Source organism: Streptomyces naganishii JCM 4654, assembly GCF_014650575.1.
Classification (GTDB): domain Bacteria; phylum Actinomycetota; class Actinomycetes; order Streptomycetales; family Streptomycetaceae; genus Streptomyces; species Streptomyces naganishii.
The window spans coordinates 191,278-215,428 of sequence record NZ_BMVF01000002.1 but is presented as its reverse complement, the minus strand read 5'-3'; the positions used below and the strand labels follow the sequence as shown (position 1 = coordinate 215,428).

General features: G+C 71.3%; 20 protein-coding genes. 10 read left to right on the top strand and 10 right to left on the bottom strand.

Annotated elements, in window-relative coordinates; translation table 11 throughout:
- The first annotated feature begins 91 nt into the window (after positions 1-91).
- Positions 92-1,300 carry an MFS transporter gene (locus tag IE217_RS03830; RefSeq protein WP_190176254.1) on the top strand — a complete coding sequence of 403 codons (1,209 nt, stop codon included), beginning with the start codon at positions 92-94 and terminating at the stop codon, positions 1,298-1,300.
- A gap of 33 nt (positions 1,301-1,333) precedes the next feature.
- Here IE217_RS03830 and IE217_RS03825 read toward each other — a convergent pair whose 3' ends face one another.
- The 5 genes from IE217_RS03825 to IE217_RS03805 all read right to left on the bottom strand — a co-directional run bounded on the left by IE217_RS03825 (position 1,334) and on the right by IE217_RS03805 (position 5,690).
- A complete protein-coding gene (locus IE217_RS03825) occupies positions 1,334-2,200 on the bottom strand; it encodes a GNAT family N-acetyltransferase (protein ID WP_190176253.1) in 867 nt (288 codons plus the stop codon).
- A 176-nt stretch (positions 2,201-2,376) separates the two neighbouring features.
- Positions 2,377-2,859, bottom strand: coding sequence for an NUDIX domain-containing protein (locus IE217_RS03820; RefSeq protein WP_190176252.1), 483 nt, complete (start codon positions 2,857-2,859; stop codon positions 2,377-2,379).
- A gap of 88 nt (positions 2,860-2,947) precedes the next feature.
- Positions 2,948-3,853, bottom strand: coding sequence for a LysR family transcriptional regulator (locus IE217_RS03815; protein ID WP_190176251.1), 906 nt, complete (start codon positions 3,851-3,853; stop codon positions 2,948-2,950).
- Positions 3,854-4,084: 231 nt separating this feature from the next.
- Positions 4,085-5,224, bottom strand: a complete 1,140-nt coding sequence (locus IE217_RS03810; RefSeq protein ID WP_190176250.1) for a cystathionine gamma-lyase — start codon at positions 5,222-5,224, stop codon at positions 4,085-4,087.
- 88 nt (positions 5,225-5,312) lie between these two features.
- On the bottom strand, positions 5,313-5,690 hold the full coding sequence (locus IE217_RS03805; RefSeq protein ID WP_190176249.1) for a phage holin family protein: 378 nt from the start codon (positions 5,688-5,690) through the stop codon (positions 5,313-5,315).
- 48 nt (positions 5,691-5,738) lie between these two features.
- Here IE217_RS03805 and IE217_RS03800 point away from each other — a divergent pair, with 48 nt between their 5' ends.
- The 4 genes from IE217_RS03800 to IE217_RS03785 all read left to right on the top strand — a co-directional run bounded on the left by IE217_RS03800 (position 5,739) and on the right by IE217_RS03785 (position 8,071).
- Positions 5,739-6,056, top strand: coding sequence for a cupin domain-containing protein (locus tag IE217_RS03800; RefSeq protein ID WP_190176248.1), 318 nt, complete (start codon positions 5,739-5,741; stop codon positions 6,054-6,056).
- Positions 6,057-6,234: 178 nt separating this feature from the next.
- Entirely contained in the window at positions 6,235-6,447 is a 213-nt protein-coding gene (locus tag IE217_RS03795; RefSeq protein WP_190176247.1) for a DUF5326 family protein, read from the top strand.
- Between the two features lie 198 nt (positions 6,448-6,645).
- On the top strand, positions 6,646-7,536 hold the full coding sequence (locus tag IE217_RS03790) for an IclR family transcriptional regulator (protein WP_373297953.1): 891 nt from the start codon (positions 6,646-6,648) through the stop codon (positions 7,534-7,536).
- Between the two features lie 97 nt (positions 7,537-7,633).
- Positions 7,634-8,071: an SsgA family sporulation/cell division regulator gene (locus IE217_RS03785; protein ID WP_190176246.1), complete on the top strand. Its 438-nt coding sequence runs from the start codon at positions 7,634-7,636 to the stop codon at positions 8,069-8,071.
- A 129-nt stretch (positions 8,072-8,200) separates the two neighbouring features.
- Here the strand turns inward: IE217_RS03785 and IE217_RS03780 are convergent, their stop codons facing one another.
- Positions 8,201-9,652: a YibE/F family protein gene (locus tag IE217_RS03780; protein WP_190176245.1), complete on the bottom strand. Its 1,452-nt coding sequence runs from the start codon at positions 9,650-9,652 to the stop codon at positions 8,201-8,203.
- 241 nt (positions 9,653-9,893) lie between these two features.
- Between IE217_RS03780 and thiC the strand changes: the two genes are divergently transcribed.
- On the top strand, positions 9,894-11,678 hold the full coding sequence (gene thiC / locus IE217_RS03775; protein WP_190176244.1) for a phosphomethylpyrimidine synthase ThiC: 1,785 nt from the start codon (positions 9,894-9,896) through the stop codon (positions 11,676-11,678).
- 61 nt (positions 11,679-11,739) lie between these two features.
- Here the strand turns inward: thiC and IE217_RS03770 are convergent, their stop codons facing one another.
- The 3 genes from IE217_RS03770 to IE217_RS03760 form a co-directional block, all read right to left on the bottom strand.
- The gene (locus IE217_RS03770; protein WP_190176243.1) at positions 11,740-12,600 is read right to left on the bottom strand and encodes a hypothetical protein; all 861 of its coding nucleotides are present in this window, start codon (positions 12,598-12,600) and stop codon (positions 11,740-11,742) included.
- Between the two features lie 192 nt (positions 12,601-12,792).
- Positions 12,793-14,010, bottom strand: a complete 1,218-nt coding sequence (locus tag IE217_RS03765; protein WP_268249128.1) for a metallophosphoesterase — start codon at positions 14,008-14,010, stop codon at positions 12,793-12,795.
- Positions 14,011-14,213: 203 nt separating this feature from the next.
- The gene (locus IE217_RS03760; protein ID WP_190176241.1) at positions 14,214-15,326 is read right to left on the bottom strand and encodes a LacI family DNA-binding transcriptional regulator; all 1,113 of its coding nucleotides are present in this window, start codon (positions 15,324-15,326) and stop codon (positions 14,214-14,216) included.
- 421 nt (positions 15,327-15,747) lie between these two features.
- Between IE217_RS03760 and hisC the strand changes: the two genes are divergently transcribed.
- The 4 genes from hisC to cydD all read left to right on the top strand — a co-directional run bounded on the left by hisC (position 15,748) and on the right by cydD (position 23,197).
- Positions 15,748-16,827 (top strand): histidinol-phosphate transaminase, encoded by a 1,080-nt coding sequence (gene hisC / locus IE217_RS03755; protein WP_190176240.1) that lies wholly within the window; start codon positions 15,748-15,750, stop codon positions 16,825-16,827.
- Positions 16,828-17,077: 250 nt separating this feature from the next.
- Positions 17,078-18,586 carry a cytochrome ubiquinol oxidase subunit I gene (locus IE217_RS03750; protein ID WP_190176239.1) on the top strand — a complete coding sequence of 503 codons (1,509 nt, stop codon included), beginning with the start codon at positions 17,078-17,080 and terminating at the stop codon, positions 18,584-18,586.
- Positions 18,587-18,606: 20 nt separating this feature from the next.
- Complete coding sequence (cydB, locus tag IE217_RS03745) at positions 18,607-19,611, top strand: cytochrome d ubiquinol oxidase subunit II (RefSeq protein WP_190176238.1); 1,005 nt, start codon at positions 18,607-18,609, stop codon at positions 19,609-19,611.
- Positions 19,612-19,672: 61 nt separating this feature from the next.
- Positions 19,673-23,197, top strand: coding sequence for a thiol reductant ABC exporter subunit CydD (gene cydD / locus IE217_RS03740; RefSeq protein ID WP_190176237.1), 3,525 nt, complete (start codon positions 19,673-19,675; stop codon positions 23,195-23,197).
- Positions 23,198-23,200: 3 nt separating this feature from the next.
- Here the strand turns inward: cydD and IE217_RS03735 are convergent, their stop codons facing one another.
- Complete coding sequence (locus IE217_RS03735; RefSeq protein WP_190176236.1) at positions 23,201-24,127, bottom strand: HAD hydrolase family protein; 927 nt, start codon at positions 24,125-24,127, stop codon at positions 23,201-23,203.
- Between the last annotated feature and the right edge of the window lie 24 nt (positions 24,128-24,151).

Sequence of the window (24,151 nt, the reverse complement as noted above, 5' to 3'; positions counted from 1 at the left end):
AATAGACGGCGGTTGCATAAAGCCCGCGTCTGCAATTATTGTGAACGCACTCAAAGCGCATCTGCAACCTTCTGGGAAGGTGTCACCCCCCATGCCTCTCGCGCTGCTGGCCCTGGCGATCGGGGCCTTCGGAATCGGAACGACCGAGTTCGTGGTCATGGGCCTGCTGCCCGAGGTCGCGGGCGACTTCGGGGTCTCCATCCCCACGGCCGGCCTGCTGGTCACCGGCTACGCGCTCGGCGTCATGTCCGGTGCCCCGCTGATGACCGTGCTCGGCACCAAGGTGTCCCGCAAGCGGATGCTGATGCTGCTCATGGGCCTGTTCATCGCGGGCAACCTGCTCTCCGCGCTGGCCCCCGCCTTCTCCGTCATGCTGATCGGCCGGGTGGTCGCCTCACTCGCCCACGGCGCGTTCTTCGGCATCGGTTCCGTCGTCGCAGCGGACCTGGTCGCCCCGGAGAGGAAGGCCGGCGCCATCGCCATGATGTTCACCGGTCTGACCGTCGCCAACGTGATCGGCGTGCCGCTGGGCACCCTGGTCGGCCAGATTGCCGGCTGGCGTGTCACCTTCGCCCTCGTGGCCGCGCTCGGAGTCGTGGGCCTGGCCGGGATCGCCCGGCTCGTCCCCGACATGCCGAAGCCGGAAGGCGTGCGCCTGCGCCACGAACTGGCCGCCTTCAAGAACGCCCAGGTGCTCCTCGCGATGGCGATGACCGTGCTCGGCTTCGGCGGTGTCTTCGCGGCCGTCACCTACATCGCGCCGATGGCGACCCGCGTGACCGGCTTCTCCGACGGCTCCGTCACCTGGCTGCTGGTCCTGTTCGGCCTCGGAATGGTCGGCGGCAACCTCGTCGGCGGCAGGTACGCCGACCGTGCCCTGATGCCCATGCTGTACGTCTCTCTGGGCGCCCTCGCCGTCGTCCTCGCGCTCTTCACGCTCACGGCGCACAACAAGGCCGCGGCGGCCGTCACGATCGTGCTGATCGGCGCCCTGGGCTTCGCCACCGTCCCGCCCCTGCAAAAGCGCGTCCTCGACCAGGCGCACGGCGCTCCGACCCTGGCCTCGGCCGTCAACATCGGCGCCTTCAACCTCGGCAACGCGCTGTCCGCCTGGCTCGGCGGTCTCGTCATCTCGGCCGGCCTCGGCTACACCGCTCCGAACTGGGTGGGCGCGGCGCTCGCGGCGGGCGCCCTGGTGCTCGCCGTCCTCTCCTCCGCGCTGGAGCGCCGGAGGTCCCCTGCCGGGGTCGTCGTCGCCGGGGGCACACCGGCCGGGCAGCGGATCACCGTCCGCCGGTGACCCGCCCGGACCCCGCTCGGCAGTGCGGGCCGGTCAGCCCGCCGCCACGGTCAGCGGGGCGAAGCGGCGGGACAAGTCGCCGGGCAGGTCCCCGATGCCGTAGGTCATGACGTCGTTCATGACGACGGGGGCGAGCCCGCGCTCCTTGAGCCACGCGAGCAGTTCCCCGTGACGCAGGTCGATGTCGGTCCGCAGGGGCCGGTCGGTGTGGGCGGCGAGGGAGGCGACGAGGGCCTTCGCCGTCTCCGTGTCCCGGGCGATCAGCGGGCCCACCACGTGGGTCCGCATGTTGGGCCAGGCGGCGGCGTACCCGATGAGGTGGTCCCCGTCCTCGGCGACCCGCAACTGGTCGGCGAACGCGGGCAGCCTGGTGACCAGGAGGGTCCGGTCGACCCCGAACACCTCCTCGTCGAGCCGGAGGATGCGGGTCATGTCCTCGGCGGTGGCCGCCCGGGTGGCGATCGCCGGGGGCACCGCCTCCGGCGTGAAGTGACCGCACACCATCTCCGCCCGCCCGATGACCTTGAAACCGAGCTCCTCGTACAGCGGGCGGCCGGAGGGGGTCGCGTACAGGGTCAGCGGGGTGGTGCCCATCGTCGACAGGACGTGGCGCATCATGCGGCGTCCGACGCCCTGGCGGGCATGCCGTTCGGCGACGAGGACCATGCCGACGGCGCCCAGGTCGGGATCGCCCTGCGGCCCGTACGGGGTGATGGAGCACGCGGCGACGAGTCCGCCGTCGGGATCGTCGATGCCGTAGCCCTGCCCGGCCGTGAGGAGAAGGCCCCACTTGTGCTCCTCGCGCTGCCACCCCCGGTCCTCGGACAAGTCGGCGCACGCGCTGAGGTCACGAAGCGTCAGACGACGGATGGGGAGAGCGGCGGGAGAAGGAGTCGACACGCAGGTCAGGCTGTCCGATGGGCGCCCTCGGCGTCCACCCGTTTCGGGGGAGACGTACGTGGTTTTGGCCATCTCGTGGCCCGACCGCGCGGCGGGCCGTGGCCCCGGCGCACCCCGCTGGAGGACCGGCCGGACGTTTCACGTGAAACGTCCCGCCCAGGGTGTGGCCGGCCGTGTCAGCCCAGGTCGGGGGCGTGCATGGCGCGTACGCCCTCGATGTTGCCGTCCAGGTAGTGGCGCAGCGAGAGCGGGACGAGGTGCACGGAGGCGATGCCGACCCGGGTGAACGGCACGCGGACGATCTCGTACTCACCGGTGGGCTCGTCGATCTCGGGCCCGTGCCGCAGGGCGGGGTCCATGGACTCCAGCCGGCAGACGAAGAAGTGCTGCACTTTGACGCCGGTCGCGCCACCGTCCTCGCCGATGTGCTCCACGGTGTCCACGAAACACGGCACCACGTCGGTGACCTTCGCGCCGAGCTCCTCGTACACCTCGCGGTGCAGGGCGTCGACGACGGTCGTGTCCCCCGGTTCGACCCCGCCGCCGGGAGTGACCCAGTAGGGATCGACGCCAGGCTTGGTGCGCTTGATCAGGATCAGGTCGTCACCGTCGAGGAGAACGGCGCGGGCGGTGCGCTTGACCACGGGTCGGACGGTCATGGGAGAAATGTGGCCCGGCTGGTTCCACATGAAACATCGCGAAACGCGACCACGTGAGCTCACCGGGTGACGGACCCCGGACGGGCGCTCAGCACCAGTCCGCCGCCGCCTGGAACAGCCGCTCGTGGGCCCGCGCGACATGCGGCAACGCCAGGGTGCCGGTGCGGACCACCAGGAAGTAGGTCCGCAGGGGCGGCACCGCCGGTTCGTGAAGAGCGAGCACATCACCGCGGCGCAGAGCCTCCGCGCACAGATAGCGGGGCAGCACCGCGAGTCCCGCACCCGCCACCGCGCAGGCCAGGACCGCGCGCAGATCCGGGACGATCACGGTGCCGGGCCCGGCCGGCCGCGCGTCGAAGACGGAGAGCCAGTAGCGGGAGACGAAGGGCAGCGACTCGTGGACCTCGATCACGGGGACGCCGTCCAGCGCCGAGACGTCCTCTCGGCGCAGCGGCGGCACACCCGTTCCGGCCGCCCAGCGCGGAGCGGCGACCAGGACGTGCTCCTCGTCGCACAGGGGAGCCGCGGTGAGCAGCGCGCCACGTGGCCGGGCCGTGCTGATGGCCAGATCGTGGTGCCCGGCGGAGAGTCCCTCCAGGACCTCCTCGGCGGTGCCGAAGGAGGCGCGCAGCGCGAGGCCCTGCCCGTCCTCGGCGGCGAGCCCGGTGAGCGCGGGCAGCGCCCGCTCGGCGGTGAACTCGGGCGGCCCGGCCAGATGGAGGGTGCGTAACCGGGATTTCTCGTCGAGGCCCGACTCGGTGATCTCCACCAGGGCGTCCAGGTGCGGCGCGGCCTTGTGGGCGAGCTCGTCCCCGATGGTCGTGGGCGTCACACCGCGGGCCTGGCGCAGGAACAGGGGACGGCCCAGCTGCCGTTCCAGCGTGCGTATCTGGGAGGTGACGGCCGGCTGGGAAAGGCCGAGCAGCGCGGCGGCCCGGGTGAACGAGCCCGCCCGGTGCACGGTCACGAACGTACGCAGCAGTGCCAGGTCCACGGCACGCCCTCCCCTGTCGGTGCCCTGTCTTCCGGCCCCCCGGCCCGCGCCCAACTATAAATATGTCGATAGGTCTCTGTCGCTACCGTGATTGGACACTGACACAGAGTCAACTAGCCTTGGTCGCGCGGTTCTTCGCGCGCGGAACCGAGGGCGGTCCGAGCCATGAGGGGGGAGGCTCGGACCGTCCGTCGTGCGTAGCCGGACACCGACCGGTGTCCGCGGGGAAGGTCACCCGGCCGACTCGTCCAGCGCCCGCATCACATCCGCCACCAGGTCCTCGGGGTCCTCGGCGCCCACCGACATGCGGATGAAGCCCTCCGGCACCGCGTCGCCGCCCCAGCGCCCGCGCCGCTCGGCCGTGGAGCGCACCCCGCCGAAACTCGTCGCGTCGTCCACGAGCCGCAGGGCGTCGAGGAAACGGTCGGCACGCGCGCGCGTGGCCAGCGTGAAGGACACCACGCACCCGAAGCGCCGCATCTGCCGTGCGGCGACCTTGTGCGAGGGATCGCCGGGCAGCCCCGGATAGCGCAGCCCGGTGACGTCCTCGCGGGTGCTCAGCGCCTCGGCCAGCGCCAGAGCCGTCGCGTTCTGCCGGTCCGCGCGCAGTTGCAGGGTGGCGATGGAGCGATGTGCGAGCCAGGCCTCCATGGGGCCCGGGATCGCCCCGACGATCTTGCGCCAGCGGCGCACGGCCGCCATGGCCTCGCCCTCACGGCCCGCCACATAGCCCAGCAGGATGTCGCCGTGCCCGGTGAGCTGCTTGGTGCCGCTGGCCACGGCGAAGTCCGCGCCCAGCTCCAGGGGACGCTGCCCGAGCGGGGTGGCGAGCGTGTTGTCGACGGCGACCAGCGCGCCGCGCGCGTGCGCCGCCTCGGCCAGCCGCCGGATGTCGCACACGTCGAGCCCCGGGTTGCACGGGGACTCGATCCACAGCAGCCGGGCGCCCTCCAGCAGCTCGAGCTGGGCGTCCCCGCCGGTCGGCGCGGTGCGCACCTCGATGCCGTACGCCTCGAGCTGCTGCCCGGCAAGCGGCAGCGCCTGGTAGCCGTCGTCCGGCAGGACCACCGCGTCCCCCGCGCGCAGCTGCGAGAAGAGCACCGAGGAGATGGCGGCCATGCCCGAGCCGAACGCCAAGGTCTCCACGTCCCCCTGCCCGGGGGCCTCCAGCTCGCCGATGGCCCGCTCCAGCAGCGTCCAGGTGGGGTTCTCGTCCCGTCCGTAGGCGTATGGGCCGGTCGGGTCGCCCGGCAGGTGGAAGTGGGCGGCGAAGACCGGGCCGGGCAGCGTCGGTTCGTGCTTGACCGGTTCGGGCAGCCCGGCGCGCACCACGCGCGTGCCGTCCCGGTCGCCCGCAGTCGAATCGCTCATGCCGCCCGTCCCTCCACTTGCTCCCTTTCCGCGGCGAGCACGCAGGTGCCCGCCGTCTCCACCATCTCAGAAGACCTTCCGGACCCGCTCAGTCCTCGTCCGGCAGGATCATGTGCAGGGCCCAGGAGACGACCGAGATGATCAGGCCGCCCAGGACGGCGGTCCAGAAGCCCTCGACGTGGAAGCTCAGGTGCAGCTTGCCGCACACCCACGAGGTCAGCAGCAGCATGAGCGCGTTGACGACCAGGGTGATCAGTCCGAGCGTCAGGATGAACAGCGGGAAGGTCAGCACCTTCACGATCGGCTTGACCAGGAAGTTCACCAGCCCGAAGACCAGGGCGACGACTATCAGCGTGCCGGCCTCCTTCGCCGTGCTGTCGCCGGTCAGGGTGATCTTGTCGAGCAGCCAGACGGCGACCGCCAGGGCGCCCGCGTTGGCGATCGTCTTGACTACGAAATTCTTCATGTGTCTGATCGTGGCAGACGAGATCGACTACGAATACGGGCGAGGGCGATGAAGGCATTCAGGCTGGACGAACTGGAGGCGGAGCGAGCCGCCAACGAGGGCGCCTACCTTCAGTTCCTGCGGGAGCGGAACATGTCGGTCGGCCTCTACGCGCTCGACGCGGGCGCGCACGACCCGCAGAACCCCCACAGCCAGGACGAGGTGTACGTCGTCGTCAGCGGACGCGCCTCGATCACCGTCGGCCTGGAGACGACCGAGGTGGCGCGCGGCAGCGTGGTGTACGTGCCGGCCGGGGTCGCCCACAAGTTCCACCACATCAGCGAGGACCTGAGGGTCCTGGTGGTGTTCTCTCCACCCGAAGCCTGAGGCGCCGTCTCGGGGTTCCCTAGGGGAACGGTCAGGGGAGGACAAGGGACGCGGACCCCCCGCCGGACCCCTGCCCGCCCCTAGCATCGAAGCAGGACATCGACGAGGGCCCGCGCCTGGCGGCGCGGGCACCGACAGGACCCGGTACTGGGCGGGCGGAGAGGTAAGGACGAGGACAATGCGAGAGATCTTCGCGGGTCTGCCGTGGTGGGTGAAGTGGGTCGCGGTGCCGGTCATCGCCCTGGTCGTGTTCGGCAGCGTGATCGTGAGCGTGGTCGGCGTCGTGATCGGCCTGCTGTTCAAGTTGCTGGTCTTCGTGGCGCTGGTCGGCGGCCTCATCTACATCGTGCGCAAGTTCACCTCGAGCTCGTCCTCGCGCGGCGACTGGTGAGGAACGCGGGGCACCGGTGACCGGTAACAGGAATCACCGGTTCCCTCGCGGGAGGGAAGTTTCGCGCACGAACGGCCCCCGAGCGGCGACAGGCGGATAAGGTCCGGAGTCAACGCGGGGCCGGACCCCGCGAGCGGCGTACACGCCCTCCCCGTGTTCCCCCGCACGGGCTGCCCCCTCGCGCTACGGGAGTGCCCCTTGGCCACGGCTGACACCGCCTCCGCACAACGGCTCGTGCCGCCCGCACCCAGGGCCCCCGGCCACTCGACGGCGCTCCCCGCCCAGCCGCGCTCCTCGGACCCCGCGGAGCGGCCCTGCGCCTCGGTGCCGGAGCAGCAGTCCCCGACCACCCTCATCGCCTCCGTGCAGCGCGCTATGCGCCTGCTGGAGACCGTCGCCCGGCACGAGTACGGCGCCCCCGCGAAGCAACTGGCCCGCGAGACCGGCCTGGCCCTGCCGACCACCTACCACCTGCTGCGCACCCTCGTCCACGAGGGCTATCTCCAGCGCGACCGCGGGCTGTTCTTCCTCGGTGAGGCGGCGGAGCGGCTGGGCAGCAGCGGAGCGGCGCAGAAACGTCGCAGCACGATCGCCGGCCTGCTCGCGCAGTGGCGGGATCTGATCGGTGCGCCGGTGTACTACGCGGCCTACCAGGACGGCGAGATCGACGTCCTGTGCGTCTCCGACAGCCCCGGCAGCCCGGCGGTCGAGGAGTGGGCCGACTTCCGCGAGACCGGGCACGCGCACGCCGTCGGCCAGTGCCTGCTGTCCCAGCTCGACGAGGACGCCCGCCGCGACCACCTCGACCGCCATCCCGTGAGCTCGCTGACCCCGTACACGGTGCGTGACGACCACACCCTCCTGCGGCGCCTGGGGCGGCTGCGGCGGACGGAACCGGTCACCGAGCGGCAGGAGTACGCGCTCGGGACCGTCTGCGCGGCCGTCCCCATCACGGCGGGCGCGGTCGCGGCCACCGTGGCCCTCTCCCTGCCGGCCCGCCAGGCCGGCCGGCTGATGCCCGCGGCACGGCAGCTGCAGAGCGAGGTCGGAGAACACCTGGGCGCGCTCGCGCTCTCTATCAGTATCTGAAAACTCACTCCTTGTGATCTACCGTGTACGTTCAGCAAGATGCCACAGTGTCACGGGGATGATTCCCGGCCAGTCGACGGCAGATCACGGGGTAGCGATGCGCGAGTCCGTACAGGCAGAGGTCATGATGAGCTTTCTCGTGTCCGAGGAGCTCTCCTTCCGCATCCCGGTGGAGCTGCGGTACGAGACCTGTGATCCCTACGCCGTACGGCTCACCTTCCACCTTCCCGGGGACGCCCCTGTGACCTGGGCCTTCGGCCGGGAATTGCTGATCGACGGGGTGGGCACCCCGTGCGGCGACGGTGATGTGCGGATCTCGCCCGCGGACAGCGACTCACTGAGCGAGGTGCTGATCCGTCTTCAGGTCGGCGGGGACCGCGCCCTGTTCCGCTCCTCCACGGCGCCGCTGGTGGCGTTCCTCGACCGTACGGACAAGCTGGTGCCGCTCGGTCAGGAGGGCGCCCTCGCCGACTTCGACGCCCACCTCGACGAGGCCCTGGACCGCATCCTGGCCGAGGAGCAGAGCGCGGGCTGAAGCGTTACGGCAACGGCGCGTGCACCGGCGTAACGCTTCACCGGCCGCCGGGCGGACGCGGAGTGACGCCGGGGCCCTGCGCCCTGACACCGGCGCCGCGCCAACGGCGTCCCGTGACGGGCCCGCCGGTCATCGCTTGCGCCGCCGCCCCCGTCCTCCCCGCGCCGCAGCCGGCACGGCCGGCGGTGCGCTGGGCCGCCCGTGCGCCGGGCGGTCGGCCGAGACGACCAGGGCGGCGAGCGCCGTGGTGACCGGCACCGAGGCGACCAGGCCGATCGAGCCCACCAGCGTCCGCACGATCTCCTCGGCGACGAGTTCGCTGTTGGCCACGGTCGCCACACCGCTCCGCGCGATGGAGAACAGCAGCAGCAGGGGGAGCGCGGCGCCCGCGTAGGCGAGGACGAGGGTGTTGACGACGGAGGCGATGTGGTCGCGCCCGATCCGGATGCCCGCGCGGTAGAGCCCGCGCCAGCCCATCGCCGGATTGGCCTCGTGCAGCTCCCACACGGCCGACGTCTGCGTCACCGTCACGTCGTCCAGGACACCGAGCGAGCCGATGATGACGCCGGCCAGCAGCAGCCCGCTCATGTCGATCGACGGGTACAGGCCGTGGATCAGACCGGTGCTGTCGTCGGTGTTGCCGGTCAGCGCGGCCCACCCGATGAACAGCGAGCCCAGAACGCCGATGAGCACCAGCGAGATCAGCGTGCCGAGCACCGCGACAGAGGTGCGGGCGGACAGACCGTGGCACATGTACAGGGCGATCAGCATGATGGCGCTGGACCCCACCACCGCCACGAGAAGCGGATTCGAGCCCTGAAGGATCGCGGGCAGGACGAAGAGGCTCAGCACCAGGAAGCTGATGGCCAGCGCGATCAGCGCCATGACACCGCGCATCCGCCCGACGACCACGACGGCGAGCGCGAAGATGCCGGCCAGGAGCGCCACGGGAAGGCGCCGGTCGACGTCCGCGACCGAGTACTGCAGATCCCTGGGTGCCGAGGGCTCGTAGGCGACCACGACCTTCTGCCCCTGGTGCAACTGCCGTGGCTGGTCCGGCTGCACGATCTCGGTGAAGGTACGGCCCTTGTCCTTGCCGGTGTCGACCCGGATCGTGGCCTTCTTGCAGTCGCCGGAGGACCGTGCCTGCGTGGGCGAACTGCCGGAGGCGTTCACGGTCTTGCAGCTCACCTCGGCCATTTCGGTGACCGTCGCCCGCTGCGTCTGACGGTCGAAGCCGACACCGGTGCGCTGGTGCGAGGGCGCGCCGCCCGGCCACAGCACCGCGAGTCCGACCAGCACCGCCGCGGCGAACGGGATCAGGATGGCCGCAATGACCTTGCGGAGGTGCTGGGAGACGGGAGTGGCGGGCCCGTGGCTGTGACTGTGCGAGTGCCCATGTCCGTGGCCGCCCCCGTGCCCAGGCTCCTGCCCGCCCCCGTGCCCAGGCTCGTGCCCGCCTCCGTGCCCCGGCTCGTGCCTGTGGCCGTGCCCCTGTTGCGGCGGGTGCTGCCGGCCCGGTCCGCGCCGGCCACCGTCCTCCGGGCCGTGCGGTTGCGGGAACTGCTCTGTCGTGGTCACCGCCCGATCATCGCAAGAACGGTGGAGGCCCACTGTTCACCGTGCCACACATGGCGCTAGCGTGGAGGCACCTTTGCACACGCGGGAGCTCGGAGCACCGGGCTGAGAGGGCGCTGAACTTCGTCTTCGCGATGTTTCACGTGGAACATCCGTCGTTTCACATGAAACACCGACAGACGAGAACCGCTGCGTCGACCGCCGAACCTGTTACCGGGTAATGCCGGCGTAGGGAGTAGGTCTCATGACCAACAAGGACGCACGCACGCCTGCCTCCGCCCAGGACGACACGTCCCAGGAGGCCGGGAAGTCCGTCGGCTGGCACAAGGCGTATGTCGAGGGCTCGCGCCCCGACCTGCGGGTGCCGGTCCGTCAGGTGCACCTCACCAACGGGCAGTCGGTCACCTTGTACGACACATCGGGCCCGTACACCGATCCACTCGTCGACACCGATGTCCGCAGGGGTCTGCCGCCGCTGCGGGACAACTGGATCATCAGCCGCGGCGACACCGAGGAGTACGCGGGCCGTCCCGTCCGTCCCGAGGACGACGGCCTCAAGCACACCTCCCCGCGCGGAGGGCTGCGCAACCTCGACGCGGTCTTCCCGGGACGCCCGCGGCAGCCGCGCCGCGCACGCGGCGGCCGGGCGGTGACCCAGCTCGCCTACGCGCGCCGTGGGGAGATCACACCGGAGATGGAGTTCGTGGCGGTCCGGGAGAACGTCTCTCCCGAGGTCGTCCGCGAGGAGATCGCGGCCGGCCGGGCCGTGCTGCCGGCCAACGTCAACCACCCGGAGATCGAGCCGATGATCATCGGCAAGCGGTTCCTGGTCAAGGTCAACGCCAACATCGGCAACTCCGCCGTGACGTCCTCCATCGAGGAGGAGGTCGAGAAGATGACGTGGGCGACCCGATGGGGCGCCGACACGGTGATGGACCTCTCCACCGGCCGCAACATCCACACCACCCGCGAGTGGGTGCTGCGCAACTCCCCCGTCCCCATCGGCACGGTGCCGCTCTATCAGGCGCTGGAGAAGGTCGACGGCAGGGCCGAGGAGCTGACCTGGGAGATCTACAAGGACACGGTCATCGAGCAGGCCGAGCAGGGCGTGGACTACATGACGGTCCACGCCGGCGTGCGCCTGGCGTACGTCCCGCTGACGGCCAACCGCAAGACCGGCATCGTCTCGCGCGGCGGCTCCATCATGGCGGCCTGGTGCCTGGCCCACCACAAGGAGTCGTTCCTCTACGAGAACTTCGAGGAACTCTGCGAGATCCTCGCCGCCTACGACGTCACCTACTCCCTCGGTGACGGCCTGCGGCCGGGCTCCATCGCGGACGCCAACGACGAGGCCCAGTTCGCGGAGTTGCGCACGCTCGGGGAACTCAACCGGATCGCCAGGCGTTTCGAAGTGCAGACCATGATCGAGGGCCCGGGACACGTCCCGATGCACAAGATCAAGGAGAACATCGACCTTCAGCAGGAGATCTGCGATGAAGCCCCGTTCTATACGCTCGGGCCGCTGACGACGGACGTCGCCCCGGCGTACGACCACATCACCTCGGGCATCGGCGCCGCGATGATCGCCTGGTGGGGCACGGCCATGCTCTGCTACGTCACGCCCAAGGAGCACCTGGGCCTGCCCAATCGCGACGACGTCAAGACCGGCGTCATCACCTACAAGATCGCCGCCCACGCGGCCGACCTCGCCAAGGGACACCCCGGTGCGCAGGAGTGGGACGACGCGCTGTCCGACGCCCGCTTCGAGTTCCGGTGGGAGGACCAGTTCAACCTCGCCCTGGACCCCGACACGGCCCGCGAGTTCCACGACGAGACCCTCCCGGCGGAGCCCGCCAAGACGGCCCACTTCTGCTCTATGTGCGGTCCGAAGTTCTGTTCGATGAAGATCTCGCAGGACATCCGCCGGGAGCACGGGGCCACGGCCGTCGAGATCGAGGAGGGCATGGCGCGGAAGTCGGAGGAGTTCGCGGCGGCGGGCAATCGGGTGTATCTGCCGGTCACGGAGTGATTCCGGCAGGCCTGCCGGGTGTCCCGACCGGCCGGCGCCGCACCGTTTCGCGGTGGGGCGCTCACTCCGGCTGGTGTTCGGGGCCTCCGAAGTCCGGGCTGGTGAAGTCGGGGCTGGTGTAGCTGGGGCGGGGTCCCGGGGCCCCGTCGCCGGGGCTGCTGAAGCCCGGCCGGTCGTAGCCCAGTTGCGGGATGCGGCCGGCCGGCGCGGAGGGGGCCGTGGGGTGCAGTGCGGCCGAGCCGGGGTCGGCGAGCGCGTCACGCAGGAAGGGCAGGATGCCCCGTTCGAGCAGGGCGTCGTGCCAGGCGTCCCTGGCGCGGGCGACCTCCTCGCCCAGTTCGCCGTAGGGTCCGGCCGCCGGCGAGGGGCGGTTGCGCAGGGCGGTGAGGAGCAGTCCGACGGCCGCCACGAGGATCGCCGCGGCGGTCACCGCGCCGAACACCCAGCCGGTGGTGATCATCGTCTGGGCGAAGGCGGGGGCAGGGTCGAGCATCTTGAGCGCGTAGCCGACGAGGAGGAAGAGCGCCGCGGCGACGCCGGCGAGCACGGGTGCGAGGACGGCGACGACGGCGCCCGCGCCCGCGCCGGTGGTCTCGGCGGCCTCCCCCACGGCGGCGGCGAGCGACACCGTGGCGCCGTCCGGCTCGGCGGTTGTGGCGCCGCGCAGGGTCGGCTGGGTGGCGGCCGGGCGGCGCAGTTCCTCGCGGACCTTCACGTAGTGCTGGTACTCGCTCGCCGCGGCCGCCGTTATCAGGGCGGTGGCGTCGAGTGCCATGGTGCGCAGTTGTTCGGAGTTGAGCCGCTGTCCCACGCCGGCCGACTCCGGGCGGTGTGGGGCGGAGCGCAGCGCCTCATCGAGGATCCGCTCGTATTCCTGGCGGTCCTCGCTCAGCAGGTGCTGCGGAACGCTGTTCATGTGCATCCCCCGATGCTCCGTAGGGCTTGGGGCTCGCATGGCGGCGAGCCGTCGGGCAGAAACGGAGGGGAGCCTGCTACGGATAAGCCGATGGTAGAGCCGTGACGGCGCGCGGTGACAGGGGGTTTCCACAAATTGGCCGCCGACCTGGGCGGTCGGCCGGTGCCCACCGGCGCGGCCGGACGCGCCGGTGAACGGTCAGTTCTCCAGGGGAAGTTGCTGGACCAGCAGCTTTCCGGCCATGGTGACGCCGCCGTCCATGGCGATGGCGAGTCCGTCGGCGTAGACGTGCGGTCCCTCCACCACCGGGCCCGCGGTGTCCTCGCCGTCCTCGGAGCCGACCTCGCCCAGGAGGTAGGGGATCGGGCTGTGGCCGTGAACGATCCGGGTGCCGCCGTACGTATCGAGCAGGGAGCGCACGGCGTCGGCGCCGTCGTCGCGGAAGGAGAAGCGCTTGGTGAACTTGCGGAACAGGTCCCAGACCTCGTCCGCGTCGTTGCGGGTGAGCGTCTCGCGGACGGTGTCGTTGACCGCCTCGATCGAGTCGCCGTAGTCGAGATAGGCGGTGGTGTCGGAGTGGACGAGCAGGTAGCCGTCGACCTCCTCGACGGCGTCCAGGCGGGCCATCCACTGCAGGTGGTGGTCCTGGAGGCGGTCCATGTCCGACTTCTGCCCGCCGTTGAGCAGCCAGGCCGCCTGGAAGGTGGCGGTGCCCGCGCCGGAGTTGACCGGGGTGTCGCCGAAGCGCTTGGCGCCGAGCAGCAGCAGCTCGTGGTTGCCCATGAGGGCCTTGCAGTAGCCGCCGGCCGCGGCGGCCTCCGCGGACAGCCGCATCACCAGGTCGATGACGCCGATGCCGTCCGGGCCGCGGTCGGTGAAGTCGCCGAGGAACCACAGCCGCGCCGTGCCCGCGCACCACTGGCCGGCGGCGTCGACGAGGCCCTTGTCCTGGAGGGCGGCGACCAGCTGGTCGAGGTAGCCGTGTACGTCGCCGACGACGTACAGGGGGCCGGAGCCGGTGCCGGGCTGTGCCGTCGGCGCCGAGGCCGGGTCCACGGTCACCTGGACGGTGTCCGTGCGGGTGATGACGGGCAGGTCGCGCTGGGTGGGCGTGTACGCGTCCGGGTAGCCCTCAGGGCTCGCCGGAGGGCCCTCCTCGACGGGCGGGGCGCTTTCGGCGGCGCGCGGGGCGTCGGCGTAGGGGTTGTTCTCGCCCGTGTGCGCGGCGCCGCCGTACGCACCGTTCTCGTCCGTGTGCGGACCGCCGGGGTACGGGGCCGCCTCGGCGGGGTGGGGGCTGTGGGCGTACGGACCGGTCTCGTTGACGTACGCGGGCACCCGGAAGTCGCGCAGCGTCGCCGTGCGCTCCATCTCGGGCCCCTGACCGGCCCCCTGAGTCATCGACCCCTCCACCATCGCGCCGCATCTGCACCGCTTCGGACTGCCTGGTCGCAGCGGCCCGCGGTGTCGTGGGCCCATCATAGGAATGCGGATCGCGCCATGTGATGACCCAGGGGTGGTGAATCGGAGCAGTCCTCAGGTTCACCGGGGCTTTCGCCCCGATTGGGCACTCTTCGGCGGTCACGCGACCGGCTGTTCGTCCTGCTCCTTCGGTGCGCCTACCGTCCTTCCGGCGCGCGCGGCGGGCTGACGGTCGTGCGCGGCGGCCGCCGCTGGGACGACGTGCGCACGATCAGTTCGGTCGGTATGACCTGCTCGACCGGCTGGTCGGAGTCGACGCCCTCGATGGCGTCGATCAGGAGCTGGACCACCGCCGTGCCGATGCGCCGCGGCTTGAGGGACAGGGTGGTGATGGGCGGCTCGGTGTTGGCGTAGACGGTGGACTCGCTGCAGCACACCAGCAGCAGGTCCTCCGGGACGCGCAGGCCGTAGCGGCGGGCGGCGGCGAGCAGGTCGGTGCCGTTGGGGTCGAACAGTCCGTAGACGGCGTCCGGGCGGTCGGGGCGGGCCAGCAGCCGGTCGGCGGCGACGGCGCCCGCACAGGGGTCGTGGGCCGGGTAGGCCTCGTACACCGGGTCCTGGCCGATGCGCTCGCACCAGTGCAGGTAGGCCGTGGTCGACAGGTGCGTGTACGTGTCGGTGGTGGTGCCGGTGAGCAGGCCGATGCGGCGGGCGCCGGCCTCGGCGAGGTGGTCGAGGATGTCGAGTACGGCTGCCTCGTGGTCGTTGTCGACCCAGGCGGTCACCGGGAGGGTGCCGGCCGGGCGGCCGTCGCTGACCACCGGTAATCCCTGGCGGACCAGCTCGCTGACGACCGGGTCCTGGTCGGAGGGGTCGATGACGACCGTGCCGTCCAGTGCGACGTTCGACCACACGTCGTGGCGCGAGGTCGCGGGCAGGATCACCAGGGCGTAGCCCCGGGCGAGTGCGGCGGAGGTGGCGGCGCGGGCCATCTCGGCGAAGTAGGCGAACTCGGTGAAGGTGAAAGGTTCATCCCCGTACGTCGTCACGGTCAGGCCGATGAGTCCTGACTTCCCGGTACGGAGGGTTCGGGCCGCGGCCGAGGGGCGGTAGCCCAGCCGGTCGGCGACCTCGCGCACATGGCGTCGGGTGGCGTCCGGGAGCCGGCCCTTGCCGTTGAGGGCGTCGGAGACGGTCGTGATGGAGACTCCGGCGGCGGCGGCCACGTCTCTGATGCCCGCTCGGCCCGGCCGGCTGCCTCGACGGGAGGTTTCCGCGCGGCTCACCTGGTGCTTCCCTGCTGCTGTCATGGCGAGCCGATAGTAGGGCTCATGAGGTGGGGTAGTGCGGACGCATATGCACGCGTTGACAGGCACGTTTCTGCATGGTCATCACGGTCCAACTGCCTTTGAAAGTAAGTAAGTTGGGCGATTCGATGCCAGTACGTGGCGTGTCGGCGCGCATGGGCCTGTTGAGCCCGCCATGTTTCGAAGAGGTCTCAACTCACCTGCACGGGGGATGCGCGCCACGGCGTGAGCCACCGGCGCGTAGATATATGTGTGGCACGCCCCCCAATTCGTACACCTTCGTACAGCGGTGCCCCTGATGCCGCTGTGACGGACGAGATGCGTCTCGCCGATGGTGATCTCTCCCGACCCATACGCAGCGGCGCCCAATCCTCTTAAGGTGAGCAGTATTGGAAAGCCGGTGGTGGTCACGAGGAGGACTGCGGTGAGCGAGACGAGCCCGAAGCTGCGTGCCGAGCTGGAGGGTATCCCCACCTACAAGCCGGGCAAGCCCGCCGCGGCCGACGGTCCGGTGGCCTACAAGCTGTCGTCCAACGAGAACCCCTACCCGCCGCTGCCGGGCGTGATGGAGACGGTGACCGCGGCCGCCTGCTCCTTCAACCGCTACCCGGACATGGCGTGCGCGGCGCTCACCGCCGAGCTGGCCGAACGCTTCGGCGTGCCGGCCTCCCACGTGGCCACCGGCACCGGCTCGGTCGGGGTCGCCCAGCAGCTGATCCAGGCGACCAGCGGCCCCGGTGACGAGGTCGTCTACGCCTGGCGGTCCTTCGAGGCCTACCCGATCATCACGCAGATCAGCGGGGCGACCTCCGTCCAGGTGCCGCTGACGCCGGGCGACGTGCACGACCTGGACGCGATGGCGGACGCGATCACCGACCGCACCCGTCTGATCTTCGTCTGCAACCCGAACAACCCCACCGGCACGGTGGTGCGCCGGGCCGAGCTGGAGCGCTTCCTCGACCGGGTGCCCTCCGACGTGCTGGTGGTGTTCGACGAGGCCTACCGCGAGTTCATCCGCGACCCCGAGGTGCCCGACGGCGTGACGCTGTACCGCGAGCGCCCGAACGTCTGCGTGCTGCGCACGTTCTCCAAGGCCTACGGCCTCGCGGGGCTCAGGGTCGGCTTCGCCATCGCCCACGAGCCGGTGGCGGCGGCGCTGCGCAAGACGGCGGTGCCCTTCGGCGTGAGCCAGCTGGCGCAGGAGGCGGCGATCGCCTCGCTGCGTGCCGAGGACGAGCTGCTGGGCCGGGTCGGCTCGCTGGTGTGCGAGCGCGTCCGGGTGGTCGACGCGCTGCGCGCGCAGGGCTGGACGGTGCCGGAGACCCAGGCCAACTTCGTGTGGCTGCGGCTGGGGGAGCGCACGACCGACTTCGCCGGGGCCTGCGAGCAGGCGGGCGTGGTGGTCCGGCCGTTCGCGGGTGAGGGCGTGCGGGTGACGATCGGCGAGGCCGAGGCGAACGACATCTTCCTCAAGGCGGCGGAGGCGTTCCGCAGGGAGATGTGACGGTCCCCCCGCTCGCGGGTCACGAGCGGTCCGACGGTCCTGGAGGGCCCCGCGCACTCGGCGCGGGGCCCTCCAGGCGTTCGAGCGACCCACGTCACAGGGACCCCCCGTCGCCGCTGGAAATCGGGTGAGTCATAATTGCTTGTGAATGTGAACGCGTTCACAAGCGAGTCCGATTGCTGCCCTGTTGTGCAGGCCGTACCGGGGCAAACCGCCGCTGAGACCCCGGCGGCGTAAGGAGAGTGACGACGTGAACCTGGCTTTGGCGCCGGAGACACTGGCGCGCTGGCAGTTCGGCATCACGACCGTCTACCACTTCCTGTTCGTACCCCTGACGATCTCGCTGGCCGCCCTGACGGCCGGCTTGCAGACCGCCTGGGTGCGCACGGACAAGGAGAAGTACCTCAGAGCCACCAAGTTCTGGGGCAAGCTTTTCCTGATCAACATCGCCATGGGCGTGGTCACCGGCATCGTCCAGGAGTTCCAGTTCGGCATGAACTGGTCGGACTACTCGCGCTTCGTCGGTGACATCTTCGGTGCCCCGCTCGCCTTCGAGGCCCTGATCGCCTTCTTCTTCGAGTCCACGTTCATCGGGCTGTGGATCTTCGGCTGGGACAAGCTGCCCAAGAAGATCCACCTGGCGTGCATATGGATGGTGTCGATCGGCACCATCCTCTCCGCGTACTTCATCCTCGCTGCCAACTCCTGGATGCAGCACCCCGTCGGCTACCGGATCAACAAGGCCAAGGGGCGCGCCGAGCTCACCGACTTCTGGGCGGTGCTCACCCAGAACACGGCCCTCAGCCAGGTCTTCCACACACTCTCCGCGGCCTTCCTGACCGGCGGCGCCTTCATGATCGGCATCGCCGCCTTCCACCTGGCCCGCAAGAAGCACGTCGCCACGATGAAGACCTCGCTGCGGCTCGGCCTGGTCACCGTCGTCATCGCCGGTCTGCTCACCGCGGTCAGCGGTGACGTCCTCGGCAAGGTGATGTTCAAGCAGCAGCCGATGAAGATGGCGGCGGCCGAGGCCCTGTGGGACGGCCGGAAGCCTGCGCCGTTCTCGGTCTTCGCCTACGGCGACGTCGAGAAGGGCCACAACTCGGTGGCCATCGAGATTCCCGGACTGCTGTCCTTCCTGGCCAACGACGACTTCAGCTCGTACATCCCCGGCATCAACGACGTCAACAAGGCCGAGCAGCAGCAGTTCGGGCCCGGCGACTACCGGCCCAACATCCCGGTGACCTTCTGGGGCTTCCGCTGGATGATCGGCTTCGGCATGGCGTCCTTCGGTGTCGGCCTGGCCGGGCTCTGGCTCACCCGCAAGAAGTTCATGCTGCCCCAGCACCTGCGGGTCGGCGAGGACGAGGTGCCGCACCTGGTCCTGCTCCCGGGCAAGGCCCTCAGCCCCCGGCTGACCGAGTGGTACTGGCGCATCGCCGTCTGGACGCTGGCCTTCCCGCTGATCGCCAACTCCTGGGGCTGGATCTTCACCGAGATGGGCCGCCAGCCGTGGGCCGTCTACGGCGTGCTGCAGACCCGGCACGCGGTCTCCCCCGGTGTCTCCCAGGGCGAGGTCATCACCTCGATGACCGTCTTCACGCTGCTCTACGCCATCCTCGCCGTCGTCGAGGTGAAGCTGCTCGCGAAGTACGTCAAGGCCGGCCCGCCGGAGCTCACGGAGGCCGACCTCAACCCGCCCACGAAGATCGGCGGCGACGTCCGTGACGCCGACAAGCCGATGGCCTTCTCGTACTAGGCCAAGGGAGCCACACAGTCATGGAACTGCACGACGTCTGGTTCGTCCTCATCGCCGTCCTGTGGACCGGCTACTTCTTCCTGGAGGGCTTCGACTTCGGGGTCGGCATCCTCACCAAGCTGCTCGCCCGGAACCGGCCCGAGAAGCGGGTGCTGATCAACACCATCGGACCCGTCTGGGACGGCAACGAGGTGTGGCTGCTCACCGCGGGCGGCGCCACCTTCGCCGCCTTCCCCGAGTGGTACGCCACGCTCTTCTCCGGCTTCTACCTGCCGCTGCTGGTCATCCTGGTCAGCCTGATCGTCCGGGGTGTCGCCTTCGAGTACCGCGCCAAGCGGCCCGAGGAGAACTGGCAGCGCAACTGGGAGACCGCGATCTTCTGGAGCTCGCTGATCCCCGCCTTCCTGTGGGGCGTGGCCTTCGGCAACATCGTCCGGGGCGTCAAGATCGACCGGAACCTGGAGTACGTGGGCAACCTGGGGGACCTGCTCAACCCCTACGCACTGCTCGGCGGGCTGGTCACGCTGACGCTGTTCACCTTCCACGGCGCGGTGTTCACCGCCCTGAAGACCGTCGGTGACATCCGGGAGCGGGCGCGGAAGCTGGCCCTGCGCCTCGGCCTCGTCACGGCCGTCGTGGCGCTCGCCTTCCTGCTGTGGACGCAGGCCGACACGGGCAACGGCCGGAGCCTGGTGGCGCTGATCGTGGCGGTGATCGCACTGGTGGCCGCGCTCGTCGCCAACCAGGCGGGACGCGAGGGGTGGTCGTTCGCACTGTCCGGCGTCACGATCGTGGCCGCCGTGGCGATGCTGTTCCTCTCGCTGTTCCCGAACGTCATGCCGTCCACCCTCAACGCGGACTGGAGCCTGACGGTGACCAACGCCTCTTCCAGCCCCTACACCCTGAAGATCATGACCTGGTGCGCGGGCGTCGCCACGCCGATCGTCCTGCTCTACCAGGGATGGACCTACTGGGTCTTCCGTAAGCGGATCGGCACACAGCACCTCGCCGAAGCCGCGCACTGAGTCCGGAAAGGGGTGCGTTTCACGTGAAACACACCCCTGTGGACCGAAGGGCATGTTTCACGTGAAACCGATCGATCCCCGCCTCCTCCGCTACGCCCGTGCCACCCGGCTCTTCCTGATCGCGGTCGTGGGCCTGGGCGCCCTCGGAGCGGGCCTGGTCATCGCCCAGGCGATGCTCATCGCCGAGGTGGTGGTCGGCGCCTTCCAGCACCACCTCACGGTCGCCGAACTGCGCACTCCCCTGCTGCTGTTGGTGGCCGTGGCCCTCGGCCGCGCACTGGTGTCCTGGCTCACCGAACTGGCAGCGCACCGGGCCGGGGCGGCGGTGAAATCCGAACTGCGGGGGCGGCTGCTGGAACGCGCGGCGGCGCTCGGCCCCGGCTGGCTGAGCGGGCAGCGGACCGGCTCACTGGTCGCGCTGGCCACGCGGGGCGTCGATGCCCTGGACGACTACTTCTCCCGCTATCTGCCGCAGTTGGGCCTCGCCGTGGTGGTACCCGCGGCCGTGCTGGCGCGGGTCGTCACGGAGGACTGGGTCTCGGCGGCCATCATCGTCGGAACCCTTCCCCTCATCCCCGTCTTCATGATGCTGATCGGCTGGGCCACGCAGTCCCGGATGGACCGGCAGTGGCGGCTGCTGTCACGGCTGTCCGGGCACTTCCTCGACGTGGTGGCGGGACTGCCGACCCTGAAGGTGTTCGGCCGGGCCAGGGCGCAGGCGGAGTCGATCAGGCGCATCACCGCCGAGTACCGGCGGGCGACGATGCGCACCCTGAGGATCGCCTTCCTCTCCTCCTTCGCCCTGGAACTGCTCGCCACGCTGTCGGTCGCCCTCGTCGCCGTGACCATCGGCATGCGGCTGGTCAACGGCGACATGGACCTCTACACCGGCCTGGTCATCCTCGTCCTCGCCCCCGAGGCCTACCTGCCGCTGCGCCAGGTCGGCGCCCAGTACCACGCGGCCGCGGAGGGACTGGCGGCGGCCGAGGACATCTTCGCCGTGCTCGAGACACCGCTGCCGCGGACCGGCAGCGGGGCCGTCCCGGCCCGGGCGTCGCTCGCCCTCGAGGGCGTGAGCGTGCGCTACCCCGGCCGGTCCACGGACGCCGTGACCGATGTGTCCTTCACCGTGCTGCCCGGGGAGACGGTCGCGCTCGTCGGCCCCAGCGGCGCCGGGAAGTCGACGCTGCTGAACGTCCTGCTGGGGTTCGTACGGCCCACCGGGGGCCGGGTCCGCATCGGGGGAGTGGATCTCTCGGACATCGACCCCGGGCAGTGGCGCTCACGTGTCGCCTGGGTGCCCCAGCGGCCGCACCTGTACGCCGGGACGATCGCCGAGAACGTCCGGCTCGCCCGGCCCGACGCCGACGACGACGCCGTGCGCCGGGCGCTCAGGGACGCGGGCGCGCTGGAGTTCGTCGACGCCCTGCCGGACGGGGCGGGCACCGTGCTCGGCGAGGACGGCGGCGGGCTGTCCGCCGGGCAGCGCCAACGCCTCGCGCTGGCCCGGGCCTTCCTCGCGGACCGGCCCGTCCTGCTGCTCGACGAGCCGACCGCCGCGCTCGACGGTGCCACCGAGGCCGAGGTGGTGGAAGCGGTGCGCGGGCTCGCCGCAGGGCGGACGGTACTGCTCGTCGTCCACCGGCCGGCGCTGCTGAGTGTGGCCGACCGTGTGGTGCGCCTCGAAGGCGGCGAGTCCTCCGGAGCCGCCCTGCCGAAGCCCGGTGCCTCCGCGGCATCCTCGGCGCCACGGGAGGCCGGGACAGCGGGGGACGGCGTCCGGGCCACCGCATCGGGTGTCCCGTCAGAGGCCGGGGCCGGTTCCGCGAAGGCCGGCGGTGACGTCCTCGCCCGCGTCCGGGGGATGTCAGGTGCCCGGCGCGGCCGTCTGGCCCTCGCCCTGCTGCTGGGCGCCCTCGCGCTCGGCAGCGCGGTCGGCCTCATGGCCACCTCCGGCTGGCTCATCTCGCGCGCCTCCCAGCACCCGCCGGTGCTGTACCTGATGGTGGCCGTCACCGCGACGCGGGCGTTCGGCATCGGGCGGGCCGTCTTCCGGTACGGGGAGCGGCTGGTGTCGCACGACGCGGTGCTGCGGATGCTGGCCGACACCCGGGTCGCCGTCTACCGGCGGCTGGAGCGGCTGGCCCCCGCCGGGCTGCGCCGGACCCGCCGCGGTGATCTGCTCACGCGGCTCGTCGCCGATGTGGACGCCTTGCAGGACTACTGGCTGCGCTGGCTGCTGCCCGCGGGCGCTGCGTTCGCGGTGTCCGCCGCGTCGGTCGCCTTCACGGCGTGGCTGCTGCCGGAGGCGGGGGCGGTGCTCGCCGCCGGTCTGCTCGCGGCCGGGGCGGGCGTCCCGCTGCTCACCGCGGCCGTGGCACGCCGTGCGGAGCACCGGCTGGCGCCCGCCCGGGGCGTCCTGGCGACCCGCGTGGGCGACCTGCTCACCGGCACGGCCGAGTTGACGGTCGCCGGCGCCCTGCCCGCCCGCACCGCCGAGGCGCGGCGGGCCGACTCCGTCCTCACCCGGATCGCCTCGCGCGCCGCCACGGCCACCGCGCTCGGGGACGGGCTCACCGCGCTGGTCTCGGGGCTGACGGTGGCCGCGGCGGCCCTGGCCGGCGCCCAGGCGGTCGCCGCCGGCCGGCTCGGGGGCGTGGCCATGGCCGTCGTCGTGCTCACCCCGCTGGCCGCCTTTGAGGCCGTCCTCGGCATGCCCCTGGCCGTCCAGCACCGCCAGCGCGTCCGCCGCAGCGCGGAGCGCGTGTACGAGGTCCTCGACGCTCCCGTGCCCGTTCGTGAGCCGGAGCGGCCGCGGCAGGCGCCCGCGTCGCCGTTCCCGCTCGTCGTCAGGGACCTCGGCGCCCGGCACGCCGGCCGGCGCCTCCCGGCGCTCGCCGGGCTCGACCTGACCCTGGACAAGGGCCGCAGGGTGGCCGTGGTCGGGCCGTCCGGGTCCGGCAAGACGACCCTCGCACAGGTGCTGCTGCGGTTCCTGGACGCGGAGACGGGCACGTACACCCTCGGCGGCGTCGACGCCTCCGCACTGGACGGCGACGACGTACGGCGGCTCGTGGGGCTGTGCGCCCAGGACGCGCACCTCTTCGACAGCTCCGTACGGGAGAACCTGCTGCTGGCGAAGAAGGACGCCACCGAGGCCGAACTGCGGGACGCGCTCGCGCGGGCCCGGCTCCTCGACTGGACCGGCACCCTCCCCGACGGGCTCGACACGCTCGTCGGCGAGCATGGCGCCCGGCTGTCCGGAGGACAGCGGCAGCGGCTGGCGCTGGCCCGGGCGCTGCTCGCCGACTTCCCGGTCCTCGTGCTCGACGAGCCGGCGGAACACCTGGACCTGGCGACCGCCGACGAGCTCACCGCCGATCTGCTGGCCGCCACCGAGGGCCGTACGACCTTGCTCATCACCCACCGCCTGGCCGGACTGGAGGCGGTGGACGAGGTGCTCGTGCTGGACGCGGGGCGGGTCGTCCAGCGGGGACCGTACGCGGAACTGGCGGCCGCGCCGGGACCGCTGCGCGGGATGATCGAACGCGAGAGTGAGGCGGAGCTGCTGGTCGCGGCGCGGTAGCGGCTACCCCCGCTCCCCCAGCAGCCGTTCGATCACGACCGCGACGCCGTCCTCGTTGTTGGCGACCGTCCGGCCGGAGGCCGCGGCGAGCACGTCCGGGTGCGCGTTGCCCATGGCGTAGGAGCGGCCGGCCCAGGTGAGCATCTCGACGTCGTTCGGCATGTCGCCGAAGGCGACGACCTCCTCGTGCGAGATGCCGCGCTCGGCGCAGCACAGCGCGAGCGTGCTCGCCTTGGAGACGCTCGGGCCGCTGATCTCCAGCAGGGCGCTGGGGCTGGAGCGGGTGACGGTGGCACGTCCGCCGACCGCGAGGCGGGCGACGGTCAGGAAGGCGTCCGGGTCCAGCGTCGGGTGATAGGCGAGGATCTTCAGGATCGGCTGGCCGGTGCCGGCTCCGTCCGGCGCCAGCAGGTCCTCGGCCGGGGCGAGCGCGTCCGGTATCTCCATGTGCAGCTTGGGATACGCCGGCTCCTGGTAGAAGCCGTACGTCTGCTCGACCGCGTAGACGGTGCCCGGCGCGGCGTCGCGCAGCAGGCCGACCGCGTCCAGCGCGTTCTCCCGGGCGAGGTCGCGCACCTTCACGAACCTGTGGGCGCCCGGGCCGCCGTGCAGATCGACCACGGCGGCGCCGTTTCCGCAGATGGCGAGGCCGTGGCCGTGCACGTGGTCGCTGACGACGTCCATCCAGCGGGCCGGGCGGCCGGTCACGAAGAAGACCTCGATGCCCGCCTCCTCGGCCGCGGCCAGGGCGGCGACCGTGCGGGGGGACACCGACTTGTCGTCGCGCAGCAGGGTCCCGTCGAGGTCGGTGGCGATCAGCCGCGGCGGCACGACGGGGGCACCTTCCTGGTCGAACGAGGCCGAGAGCTTGGGGGAGGCCGGGGGCTCGGGCTTTCGAGTCGCTGAGGTCACCGGGGCATTGTCCCGCATATGCCCGCACGGTCGTGCGAGAGT